The following is a 23522-nucleotide window of genomic DNA, read 5'->3' as shown; positions in this document are numbered from 1 at the left end:
TAACGTTCTCGGGGCTCGTCCTAGCGGCGGGCCTTCATCATCTCGACGAAGCGATCGAACAGCGGCGACACGTCGCGCGGGCCGGGGCTCGCTTCCGGGTGGCCCTGGAAGCTGAAGGCCGGGCGGTCGGTCAGCTCGATGCCCTGCAGCGTGCCGTCGAACAACGAGCGGTGGATGGCGCGCACGTTACTTGGCAGGCTCGCCTCGTCGACGGCGAAGCCATGGTTCTGGCTGGTGATCATCACGTGGCCGGTGTCGAGATCCTGTACCGGGTGGTTGGCGCCGTGGTGGCCGTGGTTCATTTTCACCGTCTTCGCGCCGGCGGCCAGCGCCAGCAGCTGGTGGCCCAGGCAGATGCCGAAGACGGGAGTGTCGGTCTCGAGGATCTCGCGGATCGCCCGGATGGCGTAATCGCAAGGCTCCGGGTCGCCGGGGCCGTTGGCCAGCAGGATGCCGTCAGGCTCCCTGGCCAGTACCTCGCTGGCCGGGGTCTGGGCCGGCACGATGCTCAGGCGACAACCGCGCGAGGCGAGCATGCGCAGGATGTTGTACTTTACGCCGTAGTCGTAGACCACCACATGGAACGGGCGTTCTGCACTTCCCTCACCATGGCCGGCATCGACGTTGCCCTGGCCCAGGACCCACTCGCCCTCGCTCCACTCATAGCCCTCCTTGCACGAGACCTCCTTGGCCAGGTCCATGCCCTTGAGGCCGGGAAAGTCGCGTGCCGCGGCCAGCGCGCGCTCGACGGCGTCGTCGCCCTCGGCCTCGCTTCCGGCCAGGATCGCGCCGTTCTGGGCGCCCTTGTCGCGCAGGATACGGGTCAGCCGCCGCGTGTCGATGTCGGCGATACCGAGCACGTTGCGGCTCTTCAGGTAGTCGGAAAGCGACTGCTCGGAGCGGAAGTTGCTGGCGACGAGCGGCAAGTCGCGGATCACCAGGCCCGCGGCGGCGATGCCGTCGGACTCGACGTCCTCGGCGTTGACGCCGGTGTTGCCGATATGCGGATAGGTCAGGGTGACGATCTGTCGCGTGTAGGAGAGGTCGGTGAGGATCTCCTGATAGCCGGTCATGGCCGTATTGAACACCACCTCGCCGCTGGTCTGCCCATCGGCGCCGATGGCCGTACCGTGAAAGACGCTGCCGTCTTCCAGGGCCAATATCGCGGGTCTGCTCAATGCGGGGCTGTTCAAGACAAAGTCCTCCCATGCTGGTGCGAGCCTCGGGGAGCAGGCTCGGCGGCTATCGCGCTGCGACAGATTCGGCTCGTAAAAAAGCGGGACGAAGCCGATAGAAAAAACCGGTTTCATCCCGCTTGTTGTCTGTTTTGCTCGGGGGCTGGCCACGCAACAAGCGCGCAGTGGATCTGCTGTTTTTCAGGCGCCCGGCCAAAATTTTGGAGATGTTACAGGATTCGGCCTCTTATGGCTATCGTCTTGGCTCACAAACCTAGTACGTCCTGCATGCCATACCTGCCATTACCCTGCTCGGCCACCCAGCGTGCCGCCCGCACCGCCCCCTTGGCGAAGGTCATGCGGCTCGAGGCCTTGTGGGTGATTTCGATGCGCTCGCCCTCGGTGGCAAACATCACCGTGTGCTCGCCGACAATGTCGCCGGCACGCACCGTGGCAAAGCCGATCTCCTTGGGATCCCGCGGCCCGCACTGGCCGACACGCTCGAACACGCCATGCTCCTTGAGCGAGCGTCCGAGGCTCTGCGCCACCACCTCACCCATCTTGAGTGCCGTACCGGATGGGGAATCGACCTTGTGGCGATGGTGGGCCTCGATCACCTCGATGTCGTAGCCTTCGTCGCCCAGCGCCCGGGCCGCGGTCTCGAGAAGTTTCAGGGTCAAGTTCACCCCCACGCTCATGTTGGGAGCGAAGACGAAGGGCAACCGCTCGCGGTAGCCGTCGAGTTCGGCCAGCTCATCGTCGGAAAGCCCGGTGGTGCCGATCACCATGCGCTTGCCGTGCTGAGCACAGAAGGCCAGGTTGGCCAGTGTCACCCGGGGCGCGGTGAAGTCGACCAGCACGTCGAAATCGTCGACGATGGCGTCGAGGGAATCCACCGCGGCGACCCCCAGCTTGCCCAGCCCCGCCAGCTCGCCAATATCGGCGCCGGCCAGCGAACTGCCCGGCTCGACGATGCCGCCGGCCAGGGTGGCACCGGCATCCTGTTGCACGGCGTTGACCAGGGTGCGGCCCATGCGGCCGGCGACACCGACGATGGCGATACGGGTCATGCGGACTCCTGCGAACTCTGAAGGCTGGGGAACGAGGGCAGTATACCAGAGCCACGACGTACCGGGCCGTTTGGGCAAGGCAGGCGCCATCGCCCACACTGGGCATAGCGACACGCTAAAGCCAGGAGCCCCATGCCCACGACACTGGAGCCAGCCCACGTCCCCCCACTACTCGCGCTGCTTGAGCGCTGCGCCCGGGTCCTGCTGACCGGCCCGCCCGGCAGTGGCAAGACCACGCTCGCCCGCTCTGTCGCGGCTGCGCTGGCCGCTAAGGGCCAGAACTGCCACTGCCTGGCCGCCGACCCCGGCCTGCCCGGCTTCGGCCCACCCGGCGCCGTCTGCCTGGGCCGTTGGGACCCGACCCTGGGCGAGCAGGGAGACTGGCACCTCGTGGGCTTCGAGGCACTGGCCACGCTGGACGGCTCACGATTTCGCCTGCCGCTGGTCGAGGCAGTTCGCCGCCTCGCCGAACGGGTCGAGGCCGGGCCGCTGCTGATCGACGCACCGGGCGTGGAGCGCGGCATCGGCGGCGCCGAACTGCTGCCGGCACTCGCCGGCGCCGGTCGTGCCGACGCCGTGGTGCGCCTGGCGCCGGCCGGAGAGCCCGACCCCTACCCGAACGAGCGCACACTGCTGGGCCTTGAGTCGCTGCACCTGCCGGCCGCCGTCGCCGCCCGACACCCGAGCAAACCGCAGCGCACACAGTGGCGTACCGCGACGTGGAACGCCTACCTCGCTGAAACGACCGAACGAGAGCTCGACCTGACGCGGCTGTCCATCATCGGTACGCCGCCGCCGCGGGATGCCGCCAACGCCTGGCGGGGACGACAGGTCGGCCTGGTCGACGGCGCGGGCCGCACCCTCGCAATCGGTGAAACATGCGCCTTGGTGGGTCAACGGCTGCGGGTGCTGGCTCCTAGCCTCGAGGCCATGCCCTACGCCCTGGTGGTACGCGACGCCGTGCGCCGCCCCGACGGCCAGCTTGGCACCGCACGGCCCTTGCGTGGAATGCCTACCACTGCACCCGACAAGGAGCCGGCATTCAGCCTGCCGCCTCACGATGCCTCGGATGGCCCGCGCCCTACGCTGCGCCTCGGTGGCCTGCGTGCCACGCTGGTCAATGGTGTATTCGGCGACCCGCTGCTGCACCTACGGCTGCGCCACCGCAAGCGCAGCCTGATGTTCGATCTGGGTGACCCCGGGCGCCTGTCGGCGCGGCTGGCCCACCAAATCAGCGACGTGTTCATCAGTCACGCCCACTTCGACCATATCGGCGGCTTCCTGTGGCTGCTGCGCTCACGCATCGGTGACTACACGCCGTGCCGGGTCTACGGCCCGCCCGGGCTCGCCGGCCATATTGACGGAATGATGCGCGGCATCCTGTGGGATCGGGCGGAAGAGAAGGCGCCACGCTTCGAGGTCTTCGAGCTGCACGGCGAACGCCTGGCCCATTACCGCCTGATGGCGGGCCAGCCGATGAAGGCACTCTCGCCGAGAGACGTCGACGACGGCGTGGTGCACCGGGAACTCGGCTTTCGCGTACGCGCCGTCACGCTGGATCACGGCACGCCGGTGCTGGCCTTCGCCTTTGAAGGCGACGTTCAGGTCAAGGTGCGCAAGGAGCGCCTGGAAGCGCACGGCTGGGAGCCCGGCCCTTGGCTCGGTGAACTCAAGCAGTGCGTGCTGGCCAGCGACGAAGAGGCACTGATCGACCTGCCCGACGGCAGCCGGCGGCCCGTCGCCGAGCTGGCGGGACAGCTGCTGATCTCGCAGCCGGGCCAGCGCCTGGTCTATGCCACCGACTTCGGCGATACGCCCGGTAACCGCGAGCGCCTGCTCTCCCTTGCCCGCGGCGCCGAGGTACTGTTCTGCGAGGCGTCGTTTCGCGAGGATCAGGCCGAGCAGGCCCGGCGCACCGGCCACCTGACGGCCCGCGCCTGCGGCGAAATCGCCGCGGCGGCCAACGTCGGCCAGCTGGTGCCGTTCCACTTCTCCCGGCGCCACGTCGACGACGCGCGCGAGCTCTACGCCGAGATTCGCGCCGGCTTCCCGCGGCTGGCCGCCACCCCGGGCAGCGAGCCCGAAGCGGAGGAGGACTAGCTCGCCGGGTGCCTGCCGTCCTGACGCAGCAGCAGCCCGATGGCGGCAATGACCAGCACGCTACCCGGCAGCCAGTGCCAACCGATCTGCTCGGGCGCGGTGACGAACAGCAGCAGCATGGAGACGAACGGCACCATGTAGCCATACGCCGTGACGGCACCGGGGGTGAGCACGGAGGTGGCCCGCTGCATCAGCCAGAAGGTGAGCGCACTGGAGAAGAGCCCGAGGTAGATCACCAGGGCCAGGTCCTGCCAGCGCATCGCGACGAGGTGGCTGGCGGGCTCGATGGCAAGCCCCAGCAGGCCGATGGCGAGCCCGCCCAGGCCCAGGCTCCAGAAGGTACGCACCGCTGCCGACTCGGGCAGCCAGCCGCGGGCCAGGCCCCATTTGCTCAGCACCGGGTAGAGCGCCGACGATACGCAGCCGAGGAAGAAAACTACTTCGCCCACGCCCAGCTGCATGCTCTCGCCGTGACTGAGCGCCTCGGCGAAAGCCAATGCCAGCGCCCCGCAAGCGCCCAGCGCCAGGACGGCAGGCAGCTGCCAGGTCAACCGCTCGACGCGAAACCCGAGCCCCAGCAGGTAGGCCAGCAGCGGCACGGTCACGTAGAGCGTGGCCATGGAGAGCGCCGTGGCGTGGTGCGCGGCCCAGAACATGGCACCGAAGAAGCCGGCCAGGCACAGCCCCATCAGGGCATAGAGCGGCAGTACCCGCCAGGGCGGCGAGAAATCCGGCGATCGCCGCGCCAGCCACCATAACCCCGCGCAGGCGATGGCAAAGCGCAGCGCGGTAAGCGACAGCGGCGGAAGTTCGCTCATCAGCCCCACGGCGGGAAACGACAAACCCACCAGCAGCGCCCACAACAACATGCCCAGATGGGCGCGGTGCGGCGTTAGCGACGCGCTCAATTTTCCCAGACGATGGCAAGCTCCTCGTCACCCGCCATGCGCTGCAGGTGAGAATCGACGATGCCCTCCAGGCGGTCGAGGCTCTCCTCCTCCAGCGCCTCGATGGCCACCACCAGCCTGCCCGGCTCGACACGCATCACGCAGGAGCCGTCCTCGAACCCCACGCGGCTCTCCTCTTCGCCCTGCTCCACCTCCAGCTTGTGCGCCCAGTGCTTGCACAGCCGGTTCATCAGCCTCGCCCCGGATTCGGTAAGGACCTCGGCACGTGACATCGGCATAGAACGTTCTCCATACGTGTAGGGAATGACAGACTCAGACTAAGGCGCACCCCACGCCTGCGCCAGTCCTTCATCGCGCCTGTCACGCAACAAAGTGTTCGACCGCACGAACTGCCGACCCGCTCCGGGCGCAACGAAAAACCCGGTGCCCTGGGGCACCGGGTAAGGTATCGAGACAGCGACGCTTACGGCTTCATGTCCTCGAAGAACTTCTTCACGCCGTCGAAGAAGCTGGTCTTCTTCGGCGAGTGGCTGCGGCTGTTGCTGCCGTCGAGGCTCTCCTGCAGTTGGCGCAGGAGCGCCTTCTGCTCCTCGTCGAGGTTGACCGGGGTTTCCACCACGACCTTGCACAGCAGGTCGCCCGGCGGGCCGCCGCGGACGGGCTTGACGCCCTTGCCACGCAGACGGAACAGCTTGCCGGTCTGGGTTTCGGGCGGGATCTTGAGCTTGACCCGGCCATCCAGTGTCGGTACTTCGAGCTCGCCCCCGAGCGCGGCGTCGACAAAGTTGATCGGCACCTCGCACTGCAGGTGCTTGCCGTCACGCTGGAAGATGTGGTGCGGCTTGATCGCCACCTGCACATAGAGGTCGCCGGGCGGGCCGCCATTGATGCCGGACTCGCCCTCGCCGTTGAGACGAATGCGATCGCCGGTATCCACCCCGGCGGGAATCTTCACCGACAGGGTGCGGGTCTCGCGCATGCGGCCCTCGCCATGGCATTTGTGGCAGGGCACCTTGATGTGCACCCCGCTGCCGTGGCAGGTGGGGCAGGTCTGCTGAACGGCGAAGAAGCCCTGCTGCATGCGCACCTGGCCGAGGCCGTTACAGGTGGGGCAGGTCTCCTTGGTGGAGCCCGGCTCGGCACCCTGGCCATCGCAGCGGTCGCACTCCACGTGGCGCGGTACGCGGATGTCGACGGTGGTGCCGGCGACGGCACTCTCGAGATCGAGCTCCAGGTTGTAGCGCAGGTCGCTGCCGCGCTGTGGCGCATGCGGGCTGCGCCGGCCGCCGCCGCCACCGAAAATGTCGCCGAACACGTCGCCGAAGATGTCGCTGAAGCCACCGGCCCCGGCGCCGCCGAAGCCGCCAGCGCCGAAGCCACCGGCCTGGCCGTCGACGCCGGCATGCCCGAACTGGTCGTAGGCGGCGCGCTTCTCGCTGTCGGAGAGTACCTCGTAGGCCTCTGAGACCTCGCGGAACTTCTCGGCCGCGGTGTCATCACCCGGGTTGCGGTCCGGGTGGTACTTCTGCGCCAGCCGTCGGTAGGCTTTTTTTATGTCCTTCGTGTCGGCGTCGCGTTCGACGCCGAGCACCTCGTAAAAATCGCGTTTGGACATGGGTCCATGCGCCTCCTGGTCTAGGCAGTTCTGCCCGATCCGCGGAAACGGCAACGCGGGAGTCGTCCCCCCGCGCTACCGGCATCCGTGGCACTGCCTTGGCGATTACTGCTTTTTCTGGTCGTCGTTGACTTCTTCGTATTCCGCGTCGACCACGTCCTCGTCCGGCTTGCCACCGGCCTCGGCCTGCTCACCGCCCGCCTGCTGGGCCGCCTCGGCCTGCTCGGCGTAGAGCTTCTGGGCCAGGCTACCGGAGGCTTCGGTCAGCGCGTCCAGCTTGGCCTGGATGGCGTCCTTGTCGTCACCCTTGAGCGCTTCCTCCAGCTCGGAGATGGCGCTCTCGATGGCCTGCTTCTCCTCGTCGGTCGCCTTGTCGCTGGCTTCCTCGAGGGTCTTGCGCGAGGCGTGGATCATGCCGTCGGCCTGGTTGCGCAGGGCGACCAGTTCCTCGAACTTCTTGTCCTCGTCGGCATGCGCCTCGGCATCGCGGACCATCTGCTCGATCTCTTCATCGGAGAGACCGCTGGAGGCCTTGATGACAATCGACTGTTCCTTGCCGGTGGCCTTGTCCTTGGCCGACACGTTGAGGATGCCGTTGGCATCGAGATCGAACGCCACCTCGATCTGCGGCACGCCGCGCGGCGCCGGCGGGATGTCGGCCAGGTCGAAGCGGCCCAGCGACTTGTTCTGCGACGCCTGCTTGCGCTCGCCCTGCAGCACGTGGATGGTCACGGCCGTCTGGTTGTCATCCGCGGTCGAGAAGGTCTGGGTCTTCTTGGTCGGGATGGTGGTGTTCTTCTCGATCAGCGGCGTCATTACACCACCCAGGGTCTCGATGCCCAGGGTCAGCGGGGTTACGTCAAGCAGCAGCACGTCCTTGACGTCGCCGCCCAGCACACCACCCTGGATTGCCGCACCCACGGCCACGGCCTCGTCGGGGTTGACGTCCTTGCGGGCTTCCTTGCCGAAGAAGTCGGCAACCTTCTTCTGCACCAGCGGCATGCGGGTCTGGCCGCCGACCAGGATCACGTCGTCGATTTCGGAAGCGGACAGGCCGGCGTCGGCCAGTGCGGTCTTGCACGGCCCCATGGAGCGCTCGACCAGCTCCTCCACCAGCGATTCCAGCTTGGCCCGGGTCACCTTCACGTTGAGGTGCTTCGGGCCGGTGTTGTCGGCCGTGATGTACGGCAGGTTGACGTCGGTCTGCTGTGCGCTGGACAGCTCGATCTTGGCCTTCTCGGCGGCTTCCTTGAGGCGCTGCATGGCCAGGTTGTCGCCGGAGAGGTCGATACCGCTGTCGGCCTTGAACTGATCGACGAGGTAGTTGATCAGCTTCATGTCGAAGTCTTCACCGCCCAGGAAGGTGTCGCCGTTGGTGGCCAGCACCTCGAACTGGGTCTCGCCGTCAACGTCGGCCACTTCGATGATCGAGATATCGAAGGTACCGCCGCCCAGGTCGTACACGGCGATGGTCTTGTCGCCGCGCGCCTTGTCCATGCCGTAGGCCAGCGCCGCCGCAGTGGGCTCGTTGATGATGCGCTTGACCTCGAGACCGGCAATGCGCCCGGCGTCCTTGGTGGCCTGGCGCTGGGAGTCGTTGAAGTAGGCCGGTACGGTGATCACCGCCTCGGTCACAGTCTCGCCCAGGTAATCCTCGGCGGTCTTCTTCATTTTCTTCAGCACTTCGGCGCTGACCTGCGGCGGCGCCAGCTTCTTGCCCTTCACCTCGACCCAGGCGTCGCCGTTGTCGGCCTCGACGATGCCGTAGGGCACCATCTTGATGTCCTTCTGCACGACATCGTCCTTGAAGCGACGACCGATCAGGCGCTTGATGGCGTAAAGGGTGTTCTGCGGGTTGGTCACCGCCTGGCGCTTGGCCGACTGCCCTACCAGAATCTCGCCATCGTCGGTATAGGCGATGATGGAGGGCGTGGTGCGGGCGCCTTCGGCGTTCTCTATCACCTTGGCGCTGTCGCCGTCGAGCACGGCCACACAAGAGTTGGTTGTCCCCAGGTCAATACCGATGATGCGTCCCATAGGAAATCCTCAAAAAATCGTTTGCCTTGAATTCATCTCTGCGGCAACTGCCGCGGTTGACGTCTATCTGGGGGGCGCCTCGAGCGTTTTCAAGCCCTGCCCCTGCTTTCGCTGATAGGTAACGTCGACCGGACTCAGCCGGCGGCCTGGCTGACCACCACCATGGCCGGGCGTACCAGGCGGCCATTGAGCGTGTAGCCCTTCTGGACCACTTCCATCACGCTGTTGGGCTCAAGCTCGGGATTGGGCACCATGGCCATGGCCTCGTGGTACTGCGGGTCGAACGGCTCGCCGGTGGGCTCGAGCGTCTCGACGCCGAACTTCGCCAGCACGTCCTGCTGCATTTTCAGCGTCATGGCAACGCCCTCGCGGTGCGCCTCGGTGGCATCCTCGCCCATGGATTCGAGTGCCTTCTCCAGGCTATCGACTACCGGCAGCAGCTCCTTGACGAAGCGCTCGAGAGCGAACTTGCGCGCCTTCTCGGCCTCCTGCTCGGCCCGTCGACGCACATTCTGCGCCTCGGCGGCGGCGCGTAGCGCCTGATCCTTGGCCTCGGCCAGGCTCTGCTCCAGTTCCTCGACCTGAGCGGCCAACATGTCGGCCTCGGGGTTGTCGCTCACCGTCGACGGTTCCTCGGAAGCAGTGGCCTCGCCATCCCCAAGGCCTACCGCGTCGTCCAGTTCACCTTGCACCGGTTCCGGCCGAGCCTCTTCCTCGCGCCGTTCCAGCTCATCGTCAAGCGGGGTCTGGGGTTCTTTAGCCATGCGCATCTCCTGAAGCAACGCCGGCCCAGTCAGGCCGGAAGGGTTCGATTCGGCAAAAGCCTTTACGGTCTGCCGCCTATATGGGGGCCCTTGGGCCAATCTCAAGTGATACGGCGCCAAGGTGCACAGGGCATATTGAGAGCGGAACTCGACTACTGTATAAAAACGCATTAAGTTGTATGCATATCCAGCATTTTCGCGCCGACCGCCGGGAGGTCTCATGCTGATTCAGCTCGCCATACGCGATTACGCCATCGTCGACACGCTCGACCTGGAGCTTGCCGGCGGCATGACCGCCATTACGGGCGAGACCGGTGCCGGCAAATCCATCCTGCTGGGCGCCCTGGGGCTATGCCTCGGTGAACGCGCCGATGCCGGTAGCGTGCGTCATGGCTGCGAGCGGGCCGACCTCTCGGCACGCTTCGACATCGCCAGCCTGCCGGCTGCCCGCGGCTGGCTCGCCGAACGCGAGCTGCCGGCCGACGACTGCCTGCTGCGCCGCGTGGTAACGGCAAGCGGCCGTTCCAAGGCATGGATCAACGGTCAGCCGGCCACCGTGGCCGACCTCAAGGCGCTGGGTGAGCATCTGGTCGAAATTCACGGCCAGCACGCCCACCAGCTGCTGCTGCGCGAAGAGACCCACCTGCGGCTGCTCGACGATTTTGCCGGAAACCGCAGCACCGTGGGCGAACTCACCGAGACGTTCCGGCGCTGGCAGTCGAGCCGGCGCCGACTCAAGCAATTGACCGAGAGCGGCGACGAGGTGCAGGCGCGCCGTCAGCTGTTGCGCTACCAGGTCGAGGAACTGGATACCCTGGCCCTGGGCGAGGAGGAGTTGGCCACCCTGGAACACGAACAGGAGCAGCTCGCCCACGCCGAGGAGACGCTGCGGGAGGCGCAGCTGACGGCTGAATGCTGCGACAGCGACGAAGGCGGCGTGCTTTCGTTGCTGAACCAGGCGGCGCATCGGCTCGACCCGCTGCCGGGTAGCGACCGCGGCACGCTGGCCGAAGTGCTTGCCATGCTCGGCGAGGCGCGTATCCAGGTCGAGGAGGCCGTGCGCGAGCTCAACCGATTCGTCGACACCACCGAGCTGGACCCGGAGCGGCTGGCCTGGGTGGAGTCGCGCCTCGGCGAGGTTCACCGCATCGCGCGCAAGCACCACGTGATGCCAGAGGAACTGCCCACCCTGCATCGCCGGTTGCAGGCCGAGCTGGAGGGCCTGGAAGGGGGTGAGCACGACCTCGAGGCGCTGCGCGGGGAGGTCGAGGCCCTGCGCGATGCCTGGCGTGAGCAGGCACGACGAGTCGGCGAGTCCCGTCGGCAGGCTGCGGAGCGCTTCGGCAAGGCGGTGCAGGAGCAGCTCGCCTTCCTGGCCATGGGCAAGGCGCGCTTCGCCGTTGAAGTGGCGAGCCGCCAAACTCCTCAGGCCGACGGCATGGAGGAGGTGCGCTTCCTGATCAGCGCCAACCCCGGCCAACCGCCACGGCCACTGGCCAAGGTCGCTTCCGGCGGCGAGTTGTCACGCATCAGCCTGGCGATCCAGGTGGTCGCGGCGCGCCATTCGACCATCCCCAGCCTGGTATTCGACGAAGTGGACGTGGGCATCTCCGGCGCCACCGCCGAGATCGTCGGGCAGTTGTTGCGCCGGCTGGGCGACAACGGTCAGGTGATGACCGTCACCCACTTGCCCCAGGTGGCGGCCCAGGCCCATCACCATCTGCATATCGAGAAGCAGGCCAAGCGCAACACCACGCTGACGCGCATGGCCCTGCTCGACGAGGCCGGCCGGGTCAGCGAGCTGGCGCGGATGCTCGGTGGCGTCAACCTTTCCGACCGTACCCTGGCCCACGCCAGGGAGATGCTCGATGCCAGCCAGCAGGGCGCCGCCCACTGACGCCGCGGTCTTTTCCTTGCCTCGACGAAAACGGCCCCGATCATGGATCGGGGCCGCTTCGCATCGTCAACGGAAAGGCGCCTACTTGCGCGGCGAACCTTCCTGGCGGGTGGTATTGGAGCCGCGCGGGCGCACATAGAGCACCAGAGCGTGATCGACGAGCTCGTAGCCGTGCTCCTCGGCCAATTCCTGCTGGCGACGCTCGATGGTTTCGTCAAAAAATTCGATGATCTCGCCACTGTCCAGGCACACCATGTGATCGTGGTGCTCTTCCTGGGAGATTTCGAAGACGGCATGCCCGCCATCGAAATTGTGGCGATTCACCAAACCCGCCGACTCGAACTGGGTCAGCACGCGATAGACAGTGGCCAGGCCAACGTCCTCCCCGGCTTCCAGCAGGGTCTTGTAGACATCCTCGGCGCTCAGGTGGTGCTGGCCCGTGGCATTTTCGAGGATCTGCAGGATCTTCACTCGGGGCAAGGTGACCTTGAGGCCCGCCTTGCGCAGTTCATGGTTCTGGTCGGCCATGTTAGCTCTTCGCAGTATCAGGTAGGGTCGGGTATGATCGACCGAATCCACGATAGTGAAGAACGGACTCAAATGCAAAAGCTGATCAAAACCCTTCCCCTCGTCATCGCCCTGACAGTCGCTGGCGGCTGCGTCTACAAGCGCGACATTCCGCAGGGCAACTACATCACCGAGGGCATGGTGCAGCAGCTCCAGCCCGGCATGAGCCGCGCCCAGGTCGTCGACGTGCTGGGCCGCCCGTTGCTGGAAGCACCCTTCGATGCCAACCAGTGGGACTACGTGTTTCGCCTCGACGAGGCCTACGGCGGCGTGCAGCAGCGTCGGGTAACGCTGACCTTCGCCGGTGATCGCCTGGTCGATATCGAACAACAGGGGAACATGAGCGCCGACATCGATCTGACCCCCCAGGACGATATCGGCCCGCCCTCCGAGGGCTCCGATCCCGCCGGCATGCTACCCGAAAGCCAGCCCGAGGCAGTGCCGGAGCGTGCTCCCGATGCCGGCGGCACCCTGCCGAGAGGCGGCGAACCGGCCTCCACCGAACCGCTCGACATCTAGCGCGAACGCTCGCCGCTGGCGTTATTGCCCGGCGCGCTCGGCGCGCCGGGCACGCGCCTCCTTGGGATCGATCTCGAGCGGGCGATAGACTTCGACCCGATCGCCCTCGCGCAGCTGGTGTGTCTCGGGGTCGCGCAACAGCTGGCCAAAGATACCCAGGTCCGCTTCGGCCAGGGCGGCGGCCGTCACCTCGGGAAAAAGCCGCTCCAGCCCGGCCAGGGCAACGGCCTGGCGGGCGCTGGTTCCGGGCGGCACCAACAAGGTCACGATACGCTGCCTGTCGGGTAGCGCGAAGGCGACTTCCACCTCGATCTCCACCTCAGCGCCCATACAGCTCGTCGGCGCGCCGGGTGAAGGCCTCGACCAACTGGCCTGCCACCTGCTGGAACAGCTTGCCGAAAGCCATGCCCAGGAGCCGATTGGCGAACTCGAATTCGAGCTCCAGGCTGACCTTGCAGGCGCCCTCCCCCATCGGCAGGAACAGCCAGCGGCCGCGCAGGCGCTTGAAGGGGCCGCTGACCAGCGACATTTCGATGCGCTCGGGTTCAATCAGGTCGTTGCGGGTGGTGAAGCTCTGCTCGATCCCCGCCCGCCCCAGGGTCATCTCACCGATCAGGTGCGAGTCGTCGCGCTCGAGCAGCCTGGCCCGGCGACAGCCCGGCAGGAACTCCGGATAGCGCTCGAAGTCGTTGACCAGTTCGAACATCTCCCGCGGGGTGTGCCGCACCAGGGCGGACCGATTGACCATTGGCATTGAGCTCTCCGCTGACTTCACAGTGCCCAGGGCGTATCATGAGCGGTTATTTCACGCCTTGAATGGTATCACGCTTCCCCCCATATCGAAGGGAACGTTGCCAATCGGCAGAACATGACACGAGGTTCCATGGCCAACAAGAAAGGCAAGGGCAAGGGTCCCGGCAGCAGCGTCATCGCCCAGAACAAGAAGGCTCGCTTCGAGTACCACGTCGACGAGACCTTCGAAGCCGGCCTGGTGCTGGCCGGCTGGGAGGTGAAGAGCCTGCGCGCCGGCAAGGCTCAGCTCACCGACACTTACATCCTGGTGAAGGATGGCGAGGCCTGGCTGCTGGGCAGCCATATCACACCGCTCAATACCGCCAGCACGCACGAGATCGCCGACCCTTCGCGCACGCGCAAACTGCTACTGCATCGCAAGGAGATCGCCAGGATCTTCTCTCGCTCGCAGGAGAAGGGCCACACCTGCGTGCCGCTCAAGCTCTACTGGAAAGGCAACAAGGTGAAGTGCGAGCTGGCGCTGGTGACAGGCAAGAAGCTGCACGACAAGCGTGCCACCGAGAAGGACCGCGACTGGCAGCGGCAGAAGGGACGCATCATGCGGGAACATGCCAAGGCCTGAGCGGTCATAATCCACGAACGCCTGGTGGCTCCCCCCGAAAGACAAGAAGCGGGGAAATGATGGAACCGACCCATCCCGCAGGTGTCATAGAATGGCCCAAACTGGTAAGATGGGTCTGCTACGGGGGCGACATGGCTTCGACGCCGGTGACAACCTCCTAGGTGCATGCCGAGAGCGTGATGTATCTCGTAAATCCAACATCACGACTAAATAGTCGCAAACGACGACACCTACGCTCAGGGCGCGCTGGCAGCTTAAATAGCTGTTAGCTTCTAGCCCGGCCCCAAAGCGATGTGCCCATTCATCGCGGAGGGGATATGAGCTAAAACTGATGGGATCGCGGTTGGCGACGTCCTCTCGTCAATCGCTAAACCTTAGAGGAATCGCGTTGCTGGATCCTGCCCGTCGGAGCCAGTAGCGTTAAACCAAAAGACGGACCTAAGCATGTAGAGCCGAAGAGCGAGTGCCGGCGGACGCGGGTTCGATTCCCGCCGCCTCCACCAACTCAGCATACGAATCAAGCACCTTCGGGTGCTTTTTTCGTTTCCATAGAGCATGGTCTGCGCCTGCCTCGTTGACTCATGCGCTAACCGCGGTAATAGCGCTCCTTCAGACGCGCTATCCTGTAGGGCCGATACCGAGCGATTGGGAGTGGCACAGATGGCACGTGTCGCGTCTTCAATTGGCCTAGTGCCAGTGAGGGCCAGAAAAACGAAAGCCCGGCCGATCCCGGCCGGGCTCATCCCGTTGCCCCCTCCCTGGCGCATCTATAAGCGTGGCACAACGCAGCCGTTTGTCACGGCGAAATTGCGCACGCTCATTCGTCGGGCTCATAGGCTTGCTCTCAAAGCCGGCCGTGCACCCATAATGCGCTGATGCTGGCCGCAAGAAAGGAAAAAGCCCCGGCCTGTGGCCGGGACAGGTGCGATGAGACGCGATATTGTGGCGAACCCTGCAGGAACGCAAAAGCTCAGCATCTCTCTTTACACCCCATTCCCGCCCAAGAAAAAGCCCGACCACCGGGGCCGGGCTTTCAATCGACGCTTCCCTATCCACCAACCTTGGGCGTCCTGCCCAAGCATCCTTGGCTCTGAGCGTTCCGTCGCTCGATCTTCCCTGTAGGGCTTTCCCTTGCCCGGTATCGACAAGATAGTCGCTCCACGAGAAAAATGGTTTAACCCAAGATAGAGGACCCTGTAAGAATTCTGATCAGAGTGTTGTAAGCAATTTCCTACATAGCCTCAACCGCTCCTCGCTAGCTGAGCGCATGCAGACGATGGTGCAGAAAGCGCTTCTTGAGCCCGAACACGAGGGCGCTCATGACGGTGACGAGCACGGCATCCACCAACCAACGAACCGCCCCTTGCCCCGCAAGGGCCACATCTCCCATCGCCAGCCCCAGCCCCACGATGCCCATACTGGGAATCAGAGCGAGGGTGATCATGACACCCACGGTCATGACCGAGCGCTGGGCACTGACGATGATCGGCCCCGCTATCGCTCCGAAGCAGGAAATAAGCACACCGGGAAACGTGAGCGTCGACCAATACTCAACCCACTGCTGCTCGGCCAGCCCGTGCTTGGCACCTGGCTCCCATAGGTTCAGTATGCTGGCGGAAAGTGCCGCCCCCAAGGCAAGCGCAAGATAGCCTGCCCCCGTCGAGAACAAGCCGCTCGGCACGAGCTCCTTGGCCCGCGTAATCAGGCCCAGGGGCATCCGCAACAGGGGCTCGAAGGCGGGAGCAATAATCATCGATCCGATGATCAGATGCAGCGTGTCGGACCAGAGGCCGGCAGCCGTGATGGCCCCCGCGAGTGTCATCAGGGCAAGATAGTTGGAGGAGACATTGGTATCGCGGCGCAGCAGGAATGCCATGTCATCCCATATCGTCTCGTTCGACTCCTTGTCGATCACCTTTTGGTAGTCGGACGAAAGCAAACTGGTAGGTTCGCTGAGGCTGACCGTTCCCTTCACGGTCGCATCCAGGTTGGTCAGTATAGCGAGCAGCGAGCGTGTCGCTTCATCCGTTGCCTGAATGGTGAGCACATCGCCTTGGGGGAGGAGGGAGGCATCCTTTTGGCGAGAAAGGCTGACGACGCCGTTAACCGATGCGGTCTGCTCAAGAATGCAGTCGATCGTGTCGGAAGGTGCGCTGACTTCGATGGAACGCGGCATGGTTGCCTCCTTTGACATCCTTGTCGCTGGAGTATGGGCGATAGACGAAAGAAGCACCCAAGGGGTGCTTCTTTCGGTATACCCCCTCCCTTATCGCCCGTTCAGGCCGGTGCTATTCGAGACGACTCCTGAAAATGGTGGAAGGCGGCAGGCAGGGTTTCGTCGATGTAGGTGCCGTTGAAGTCTACCAGCCGAGCCAGGGCATCCGGATCGGGCAGTATCAAGTGATGGCGATCGCGGATCACCAGCCCCTCGTCACGCAGCATCGAAAAGGTCCGGCTTACATGCACCGCACTCAGTCCCAGCGCATCGCCGATCTGTTCCTGCGAGAGCGGCATGAGAAAACCGTTCTCCTCCACAGCGCCGATCCGCTTGAGGCGCTGGTACAACTCGTAGAGAAAGTGCGCCAGCCGCTCGTGGGCGGAGTATCGCCCTATATATACCAGACGCTCGGTGAGCATTGCCTGCTGGCGCATTGCCATGGCGACAACACCGGCGGCCAATGCCGGCGAGCGAGCGAAGATCTCGAAGAGCTGCTGGTAGGTGAAGGGGCTGACCACACCGTCGTTGATCATCGCCACGCTCGCCAGCCGGCGGGAGAAGCCGTAATCGCGCATGCCGATGACATCACCGGGAAGGTAGACCTTGAGAATCTGCATCGAGCCATTGTCGAGGTTACGGTAGGAGTAGGCCCAGCCCTCCTTGATTACGCAGAACATATCGACATCCGCGCTCTCCTGCCATAGCACTTCCCCGGCCGACATGCGCCTTGGATTGAGCTCTAGGCCCAACAACAGGGACTTGTCTTCCGCCGTCAACGCGGCGTGACGGCCAAGCTCCCGTATCACTACACTGTCGAGTAGGGTCACACTCTGCCTCTCCGGCTTTGGTTACGTGGCGTCATACTAAACCACAAGCTTATATAAGGATTCATAACGCAGGTTATTGACCTTCGCTAATGGGCAAATCTTCGCCGGAATGAGACGCAACCCCTTCGGAGCACCAGCCGGGGCCAAACCTGAACACTGCTTTTTCTTGAACAACCTTATCGTTAGCAAGGAAATAAAAAGTTAGAAAAAACACGGCCTTGAATGCACAACGCCTCGATGCGCCAAATCGCAAGCCGAGCGGATTTTCTGCGCGCGACCCGGCGCCTGGGGCTCACCGTCGCCGCTGTCGCCCTCCCCCTTCTTTGGTCTAATATATCACGACAAAATCACTTGCCCCTGGCTTCACGGGGGGCCATCATCTGCGCGCAAGCGTTGAGCGAGACCGGGCGTATCGGGCCAGGGCATGACGAGATGGCCGAATGACCGAGAAGCCCCTACCCTTTCATTGACATTCCCCGATCTGGATTCGAGAGGCCCATGAGCAAAGTCCTGATTATCGGCGCCGGCGGCGTCGGAGGCGTCGTCACACACAAGTGCGCACAGCATCCCGAAGTGTTCAGCGAGATCTGTCTGGCCAGCCGCAATGAAGACAAGTGCAAGGCCATCGCGGCCCAGCTGGACCGCCCGATTCAAACCGCCCAGGTGGATGCCGACAGCGTCGACGCCCTGGTCGCGCTGATCGAATCGTTCAAGCCGGACGTGCTGATTCACGTGGCGCTGCCCTATCAGGACCTGACCATCATGGAGGCGTGCCTCAAGACCGGCGTGCCCTACCTGGACACGGCCAACTACGAGCACCCGGACGAGGCCAAGTTCGAGTACAAGGAACAGTGGGCCTTCCACGACCGCTACGTCGAGGCAGGCAACATGGCCACCCTGGGCTGCGGTTTCGACCCGGGCATGACCAACATCTACTGCGCCTACGCCCAGAAGAACCTGTTCGACGAGATCCACCGCATCGACATCCTCGACGCCAACGGCGGCGATCACGGCTATCCGTTCGCCACCAACTTCAATCCCGAGATCAACATCCGCGAGATCACCGCGAACGGGCGCTACTGGGAGAAAGGCGAGTGGAAGGAGACCCTGCCGCTGGCCGAGAAGCGCAAGTTCGACTTCGACGGCATCGGCGAGAAGGACATCTACCTTCTCTATCATGAAGAGCTCGAGTCCCTGAGCCAGAACATCAAGGGACTGGAGCGCATCCGCTTCTGGATGACCTTCTCCGAGCGATACATCACCCACCTCAAGGTGCTCGAGAACGTCGGCATGACGAGCATCGAGCCCATCGAGGTGAACGGCTGTGAGATCTCCCCGCTGCAGTTCCTCAAGGCGGTGCTGCCCGACCCGGCCTCGCTCGGCCCGCGCACCAAGGGCAAGACGAACATCGGCATCATCGCAGACGGCATCAAGGACGGTAAGCGGCGCAAGGTGTATATCTACAACATCTGCGACCACGAGGAGAGCTACCGTGAAGTGAAGTCCCAGGCGATCTCCTATACCACCGGCGTGCCGGCGGTGACCGGGGCGATGCTGATGCTGGAAGGCATCTGGAAGGGCGCGGGCGTGTTCAACGTCGAGCAGCTCGATCCCGACCCCTTCATGGCGCGCATCGGCGACATGGGCCTGCCGTGGCAGATGGTGGAACTCGACCCGGAACACGACCCCCTGGCATGACACGACTCGACTTCGACATTCACGCCTGCCCGTCGCCGGCCTACGTGGTCGATGACGCACTGCTACGTCGCAATCTGGAACTGCTCGGGCAGGTACAGGAAACGAGCGGCGCCAAAATCCTGCTGGCGCTCAAGGGCTTCGCCATGTGGGATACCTTCCCGCTAGTGAGCCGGTATCTGGTTGGCACCACGGCCAGCGGACAGGACGAGGCGCGACTGGGCGCGGAGACCTTCGGCGGCGAGGTGCATGTCTACTCGCCGGCCTTCACTGACGAGGAGATGGAAGTGGTACTGCGCTATGCGGACCATATCAGTTTCAACTCCCCGAGCCAGTGGCGGCATTTCCGTGACAGCGTTGCGGCGGCGCCGCGCCAGGTTTCCTGTGGGCTGCGCGTCAATCCCGAGCGGTCGACAGGCAAGGTGGCGCTCTACGATCCTTGTGCCCCTGGCTCACGCCTTGGCACGCGAGCGGCGCAGCTCGAAGCGGCCGACCTGGCGGGCCTCGAGGGGCTGCACTTCCACACCCTGTGCGAGCAGAACAGCGACGCGCTCGAGGTCACCCTGGAAGCGTTCGAGGAGAAGTTCGGTCGTTACCTGGCCGACCTGCGCTGGGTCAATTTCGGCGGCGGCCACCACATCACCCGCGACGATTACGACATCGAGCGGCTGGTCCAGCTGATTCGTGGCTTCCGCGAGCGGCATCCGCACCTCACCGTCTACCTGGAGCCCGGCGAGGCGATTGCGCTGAATACCGGCTACTTGGTGTGCACGGTGCTGGATATCGTCGAGAACGACGGCCCTAACGCCATCCTCGACACCTCCGCCACCGCACACATGCCCGACGTCCTGGAAATGCCCTACCGGCCGCACATCATCGGGGCCGGCGAGCCGGGGGAGAAAGGACATACCTACCGCCTGGGCGGCACGACATGCCTCGCCGGCGACGTGATCGGCAGCTATTCCTTCGACACGCCGCTGGCGATCGGTGATCGCCTGGTGTTCACCGACATGGCCCACTACACCATGGTCAAGACCACCACCTTCAATGGCATTCGCCTACCCTCGATCTGTCGGGTGGATGAAGTCAGCCGTGAGGTTCGCACGGTGAAGCGTTTCGGCTATGAAGCCTACAAGGAGCGCCTGAGCTAGTACGCGGCGCGAACAGGAAGCCCCCATACGGGGGCTTTTTCGTCTCTGCACCCGCTTTTGCACGCCGTGGCCGGGGCCCCTTTTCCTTCCCGTGGTTTTACACCATGGTGAGGGGCGAACAGTCAGCTGACACGGAGAACCACATGACCACCGTTTTCAAGTTTGGCGGCGCCTCGATCAAGGATGCCGATGCCATTCGCCACCTGACGCCACTGATCGAGACCCATGCAGACCGGCCGCTGGTCGTGGTGGTGTCGGCCATGGGCAAGACCACCAACAAGCTCCAGGGACTGCTTGCCGCCGCCCGTGATGAAAGCCGGGCCGACGATTACCGCGAGCGCCTCCACGCGCTGCAGGCCGAACACCACCAGACGATCGAGGCGCTCTTCGGCAAGGCGCAGGGTTCGCCTGCCGAGCGGGTCTCCGCCCTGTTTGACGAACTCGATGCGAAGCATCGCCAGCACAGGCACGACACTCATGCCAGTCACTATGACCAAACCGTCTGCTACGGCGAGCTGATCTCCACCACTATCGTCGCGGCCTGGCTCAACCACTGCGGTATCGCCACCGACTGGCACGATGCTCGCGAGCTGGTGCGCACCGATGCCTGCCATCAGGCGGCCAATCTCGACTGGGCGGCCACGGCCGAAACCGTTCGTCGACACTTGGCGAACAGCCAGCGCGTGATTCTGACCCAGGGATTCATTGGCGGCACCCAGGAAGGCTATGCCACCACGCTGGGTCGCGAGGGCTCCGACTTCAGCGCGGCAATCTTCGCTCACTGCCTCGATGCCCGTGAGGTAGTGATCTGGAAGGACGTGCCGGGGCTTTTCAACGCCGACCCGCGACGCTTCGACAACGCGGTGCAGCTCGAGCGCCTCTCCTACGCCGAGGCCACCGAGCTGGCCTGGCACGGCGCGAAGGTGATCCACCCCAAGACCCTGGGACCATTGCAGGAGAAATCGATCCCGCTCACGGTACGCTCCTTCGAAACGCCCGACGCCACCCCCACCGTCATCGACGCCGAGCGCGACCATGATGCCGACATACCCTGCTGCGTCCTACGGGAGAATCAAGTCTGGGTGGAAGTGCGGCCGCTCGACTTCGCCTTCATGGACGAACCGCGCCAGCACGACATACTCGGCCGCCTGGTGAAGGCCGGCCTGCACGCCAACCTGGTCGACAGCGGCGCCATGCGTTTCGCGCTCTGCCTCGACGACAAGCCCGAGCGCCTGCAACCCTTCATCGCATCCCTCGACCAGGATTATGCCGTCAGACGCGAAGACGCACTGACGCTGCTGACCGTCCGCCACCCCCGCCCAGGTATGTTGGACGCTCTCGACGCCGGTCGCGAAACGCTCGCCGAACGGCGCAACGATGCCACCGCCCAGCGCCTGTACCATAGCCGGGAGTGCCCCGAGACCTGGCATATTCCCGACTGAGCGCAGCCACGCTCCGCCTGCCCACGAGCGAGTCGAAAAAGCCGCACGGGCCGTCATGCGACCTGTGCGGCGGAATAGGAACTATCGCCAACTCGCCCTTTGCGAAGGGCGTCGTCAATCGTCCAGGTCGATGTCATCCTCATCGGTGGCGGCCCCGGTCGCGGCGCCCGCACCGGCACCGATCGCCGCCCCTTTCACGGCACTTCCTCCCGTGGCCGCCCCGGCGGCGCCGCCTACGGCAGCCCCGACACCGGCACCGCTGGCCGCACGCTCGCCAGTGCTGGTCCCACAGCCGGCCAACGCCAGTGCCAGCGAGGCGGCAATGGCCAATAACACACTACGCAGTCCCACTCCATAACGGTTCATGACTTACCTCCTGATCCATGGATGTACTTTCTCAACGTAGTCAAGGTTAGCGGCGATGGGCAAAGGCGAGTCACCGCATCAGGCGGCGTCCCGCTTGGCATCGTCCACGGCGTGCATGGCCAGCGCAGTGTCGAGCATGCGGTTGGAGAAGCCCCACTCGTTGTCGTACCAGGCCATGACCTTGACCAGGAGGCCATTCACTCGGGTGTGGTTGGCATCGAAGGTCGAAGAGTTGGGGTCGTGATTGAAATCGATCGAGACCAGCGGCTGGGCGTTGACGGAGAGCACCGGGGAAACCTCGGCGGCCTTGGCCAGGATCTCGTTGATCTCGTCTTTGTTGGTGTCGCGCCCCGCGGTGAAAACCAGATCGACCAGCGAGACATTGATCACCGGCACGCGCACGGCAAGCCCGTCGAACTTGCCCGCCAGCTCCGGCAGTACCAGGCCCACCGCGGCGGCGGCGCCAGTCTTGGTCGGAATCATCGAATGCGTGGCGCTGCGCGCCCGGTAGGGGTCGCTGTGGTAGACATCGGACAGGTTCTGATCATTGGTGTAGGCATGCACCGTGGTCATCAACCCATTCTCGATGCCTACCGTGTCGTTGAGCGCCTTGGCCACCGGGGCCAGGCAATTGGTGGTGCAGGAGGCGTTGGAAACCACCTTGTGTTCGGGCTTCAGCACGTGCTCGTTGACCCCGTAGACGATAGTGGCGTCGGCATCCGCGCTGGGCGCGGAAATCAGTACGCGCTCCGCGCCGGCCTCGAGGTGCTTGGCGGCAGCCTCACGCTTGGTGAACAGGCCGGTACACTCCATCACCAGGTCGACGCCCAGCGTCTTCCAGGGCAGTGCGGACGGGTCACGCTGGGAGAAGATGGCAATACGATCCCCGTCGACGCTGAGGCTCTCCTCATCGTGTTCCACCTTGAAGGGGAAGTGGCCGTGCACGGTGTCGTGCCGCAGCAGATGGGCATTGAGGGCGGGGTCGCCCAGGTCGTTGATGGCTACGACCTGGATCTGCTTGCGATACCCGTTCTCGTACAGGGCACGCAGCACGTTGCGGCCGATGCGGCCAAACCCGTTGATGGCGATCTTGAGCGTCATGGTTCGCTTCCTCCGTAGGGGTTGTCGATAGGGAGTCGAGCCGATTGGCGGAGGACGTGCTCTTGAATGCGCGCGGGCCCACGGCTCATGGCAATACCGCACAATGTGACGCAGGAGAGCGACAGACTCAAGCGCCTTTTAGTAACTTTACAACATAAACATCGTACTGAAGCCTCTTTATGCTGATCGGCGTTCGACAAACTTTCACTTTCGCGAAAGCGAAAATGACCCATGCCCCTACTGCTGGCAGGGCTTATGAGAAGGGAGCGAACTCGTTTATCGAGAATATTCTGTAGTAATATTACCTTGCTGGCGTTACCGTAAGTCATCCGCCAACCACCACGCCGGAGGATCGCGATGTCAACCCAGTCGCCACACCCCCCCATTCGCCGCACCAAGATCGTCGCCACCCTGGGCCCGGCCAGCGACCGCGAGGGCGTGCTGGAGGCCATGATTCGCACCGGGGTCGACGTGGTGCGCCTCAACTTCTCCCACGGCAGCGCCGCCGATCACCGCCGCCGGCTGATCGCCGTGCGCCAGATCGCCGACCGCCTGGGCAAGAGCGTCGCCGCCCTGGGCGACCTGCAGGGGCCCAAGATCCGCATCGCCCGCTTCCGCGACGGCGCCGTGGTGCTCGAGGAGGGCCAGCCCTTCGTGCTCGACATGGCCATGGACACCGAGGCCGGCGACGCCGG

Annotated in this window: 22 protein-coding genes and 1 other RNA gene; 9 read left to right on the top strand and 14 right to left on the bottom strand. The window is 64.5% G+C overall.

The genetic code is table 11. The features are described from left to right. Positions 1-20: 20 nt before the first annotated feature. Positions 21-1178, bottom strand: a complete 1158-nt coding sequence (carA, locus tag ACOJCM_RS06390) for a glutamine-hydrolyzing carbamoyl-phosphate synthase small subunit (RefSeq protein WP_445211272.1) — start codon at positions 1176-1178, stop codon at positions 21-23. 263 nt (positions 1179-1441) lie between these two features. After that, positions 1442-2245: a 4-hydroxy-tetrahydrodipicolinate reductase gene (gene dapB, locus ACOJCM_RS06385; protein ID WP_445211234.1), complete on the bottom strand. Its 804-nt coding sequence runs from the start codon at positions 2243-2245 to the stop codon at positions 1442-1444. 132 nt (positions 2246-2377) lie between these two features. Between dapB and ACOJCM_RS06380 the strand changes: the two genes are divergently transcribed. Further along, a complete protein-coding gene (locus tag ACOJCM_RS06380; RefSeq protein WP_445211233.1) occupies positions 2378-4345 on the top strand; it encodes an MBL fold metallo-hydrolase in 1968 nt (655 codons plus the stop codon). Here the strand turns inward: ACOJCM_RS06380 and ACOJCM_RS06375 are convergent. The 5 genes from ACOJCM_RS06375 to grpE form a co-directional block, all read right to left on the bottom strand. Further along, positions 4342-5253 carry a DMT family transporter gene (locus ACOJCM_RS06375; RefSeq protein WP_445211232.1) on the bottom strand — a complete coding sequence of 304 codons (912 nt, stop codon included), beginning with the start codon at positions 5251-5253 and terminating at the stop codon, positions 4342-4344. The genes ACOJCM_RS06380 and ACOJCM_RS06375 overlap by 4 nt on opposite strands. Then, positions 5250-5531, bottom strand: a complete 282-nt coding sequence (locus ACOJCM_RS06370) for a DUF2218 domain-containing protein (protein ID WP_445211231.1) — start codon at positions 5529-5531, stop codon at positions 5250-5252. Before ACOJCM_RS06370 ends, ACOJCM_RS06375 begins: the two co-directional genes overlap by 4 nt. Before the next feature lie 185 nt (positions 5532-5716). Then, positions 5717-6868: a molecular chaperone DnaJ gene (gene dnaJ, locus ACOJCM_RS06365; protein ID WP_445211230.1), complete on the bottom strand. Its 1152-nt coding sequence runs from the start codon at positions 6866-6868 to the stop codon at positions 5717-5719. 105 nt (positions 6869-6973) lie between these two features. Beyond that, a complete protein-coding gene (gene dnaK / locus ACOJCM_RS06360) occupies positions 6974-8905 on the bottom strand; it encodes a molecular chaperone DnaK (RefSeq protein WP_445211229.1) in 1932 nt (643 codons plus the stop codon). 134 nt (positions 8906-9039) lie between these two features. Next, a complete protein-coding gene (gene grpE, locus ACOJCM_RS06355) occupies positions 9040-9669 on the bottom strand; it encodes a nucleotide exchange factor GrpE (RefSeq protein WP_445211228.1) in 630 nt (209 codons plus the stop codon). Positions 9670-9889: 220 nt separating this feature from the next. On the opposite strand from grpE, the gene recN reads away from it, so the two are divergent. Next, entirely contained in the window at positions 9890-11566 is a 1677-nt protein-coding gene (gene recN / locus ACOJCM_RS06350) for a DNA repair protein RecN (RefSeq protein ID WP_445211227.1), read from the top strand. An 81-nt stretch (positions 11567-11647) separates the two neighbouring features. Here recN and fur read toward each other — a convergent pair whose 3' ends face one another. Beyond that, complete coding sequence (gene fur, locus ACOJCM_RS06345) at positions 11648-12094, bottom strand: ferric iron uptake transcriptional regulator (protein WP_445211226.1); 447 nt, start codon at positions 12092-12094, stop codon at positions 11648-11650. A 72-nt stretch (positions 12095-12166) separates the two neighbouring features. Here fur and ACOJCM_RS06340 point away from each other — a divergent pair, with 72 nt between their 5' ends. After that, positions 12167-12652: an outer membrane protein assembly factor BamE domain-containing protein gene (locus ACOJCM_RS06340; protein ID WP_445211225.1), complete on the top strand. Its 486-nt coding sequence runs from the start codon at positions 12167-12169 to the stop codon at positions 12650-12652. A gap of 21 nt (positions 12653-12673) precedes the next feature. On the opposite strand, the gene ACOJCM_RS06335 is transcribed toward ACOJCM_RS06340, so the two are convergent. Further along, positions 12674-12982 carry an RnfH family protein gene (locus tag ACOJCM_RS06335; RefSeq protein ID WP_445211224.1) on the bottom strand — a complete coding sequence of 103 codons (309 nt, stop codon included), beginning with the start codon at positions 12980-12982 and terminating at the stop codon, positions 12674-12676. Further along, on the bottom strand, positions 12972-13406 hold the full coding sequence (locus ACOJCM_RS06330; RefSeq protein WP_445211223.1) for a type II toxin-antitoxin system RatA family toxin: 435 nt from the start codon (positions 13404-13406) through the stop codon (positions 12972-12974). The genes ACOJCM_RS06335 and ACOJCM_RS06330 overlap by 11 nt, the downstream gene beginning before the upstream one ends. Positions 13407-13535: 129 nt before the next feature. Here ACOJCM_RS06330 and smpB point away from each other — a divergent pair, with 129 nt between their 5' ends. Together smpB and ssrA are read left to right on the top strand one after the other, a co-directional pair. Further along, a complete protein-coding gene (gene smpB, locus ACOJCM_RS06325; protein WP_445211222.1) occupies positions 13536-14027 on the top strand; it encodes an SsrA-binding protein SmpB in 492 nt (163 codons plus the stop codon). A gap of 122 nt (positions 14028-14149) precedes the next feature. Further along, positions 14150-14530, top strand: a transfer-messenger RNA (tmRNA) gene (gene ssrA, locus ACOJCM_RS06320). A gap of 752 nt (positions 14531-15282) precedes the next feature. Here the strand turns inward: ssrA and ACOJCM_RS06315 are convergent. Then, positions 15283-16203: a DUF389 domain-containing protein gene (locus tag ACOJCM_RS06315; protein ID WP_445211221.1), complete on the bottom strand. Its 921-nt coding sequence runs from the start codon at positions 16201-16203 to the stop codon at positions 15283-15285. A gap of 101 nt (positions 16204-16304) precedes the next feature. Beyond that, on the bottom strand, positions 16305-17072 hold the full coding sequence (locus ACOJCM_RS06310) for a Crp/Fnr family transcriptional regulator (RefSeq protein WP_445211220.1): 768 nt from the start codon (positions 17070-17072) through the stop codon (positions 16305-16307). Positions 17073-17570: 498 nt separating this feature from the next. Here ACOJCM_RS06310 and ACOJCM_RS06305 point away from each other — a divergent pair, with 498 nt between their 5' ends. The 3 genes from ACOJCM_RS06305 to ACOJCM_RS06295 all read left to right on the top strand — a co-directional run bounded on the left by ACOJCM_RS06305 (position 17571) and on the right by ACOJCM_RS06295 (position 21360). After that, the gene (locus ACOJCM_RS06305) at positions 17571-18770 is read left to right on the top strand and encodes a saccharopine dehydrogenase family protein (RefSeq protein WP_445211219.1); all 1200 of its coding nucleotides are present in this window, start codon (positions 17571-17573) and stop codon (positions 18768-18770) included. Continuing rightward, on the top strand, positions 18767-19918 hold the full coding sequence (gene nspC, locus ACOJCM_RS06300; RefSeq protein ID WP_445211218.1) for a carboxynorspermidine decarboxylase: 1152 nt from the start codon (positions 18767-18769) through the stop codon (positions 19916-19918). The genes ACOJCM_RS06305 and nspC overlap by 4 nt, the downstream gene beginning before the upstream one ends. 143 nt (positions 19919-20061) lie before the next feature. Next, on the top strand, positions 20062-21360 hold the full coding sequence (locus ACOJCM_RS06295; RefSeq protein WP_445211217.1) for an aspartate kinase: 1299 nt from the start codon (positions 20062-20064) through the stop codon (positions 21358-21360). 114 nt (positions 21361-21474) lie between these two features. On the opposite strand, the gene ACOJCM_RS06290 is transcribed toward ACOJCM_RS06295, so the two are convergent. After that, positions 21475-21726 carry a hypothetical protein gene (locus tag ACOJCM_RS06290; protein ID WP_445211216.1) on the bottom strand — a complete coding sequence of 84 codons (252 nt, stop codon included), beginning with the start codon at positions 21724-21726 and terminating at the stop codon, positions 21475-21477. A 78-nt stretch (positions 21727-21804) separates the two neighbouring features. Next, positions 21805-22827, bottom strand: a complete 1023-nt coding sequence (gene gap, locus ACOJCM_RS06285; protein WP_445211215.1) for a type I glyceraldehyde-3-phosphate dehydrogenase — start codon at positions 22825-22827, stop codon at positions 21805-21807. A 357-nt stretch (positions 22828-23184) separates the two neighbouring features. Here gap and ACOJCM_RS06280 point away from each other — a divergent pair. Then, a partial coding sequence (locus ACOJCM_RS06280) for a pyruvate kinase (protein WP_445211214.1) occupies positions 23185-23522 on the top strand: 338 nt, incomplete at its 3' end.

The sequence above is a fragment of the Billgrantia hypersalina genome (assembly GCF_052584175.1).
The sequence above is the reverse complement of the archived record's forward strand: the minus strand, read 5'-3'. Positions and strand labels throughout refer to the sequence as shown.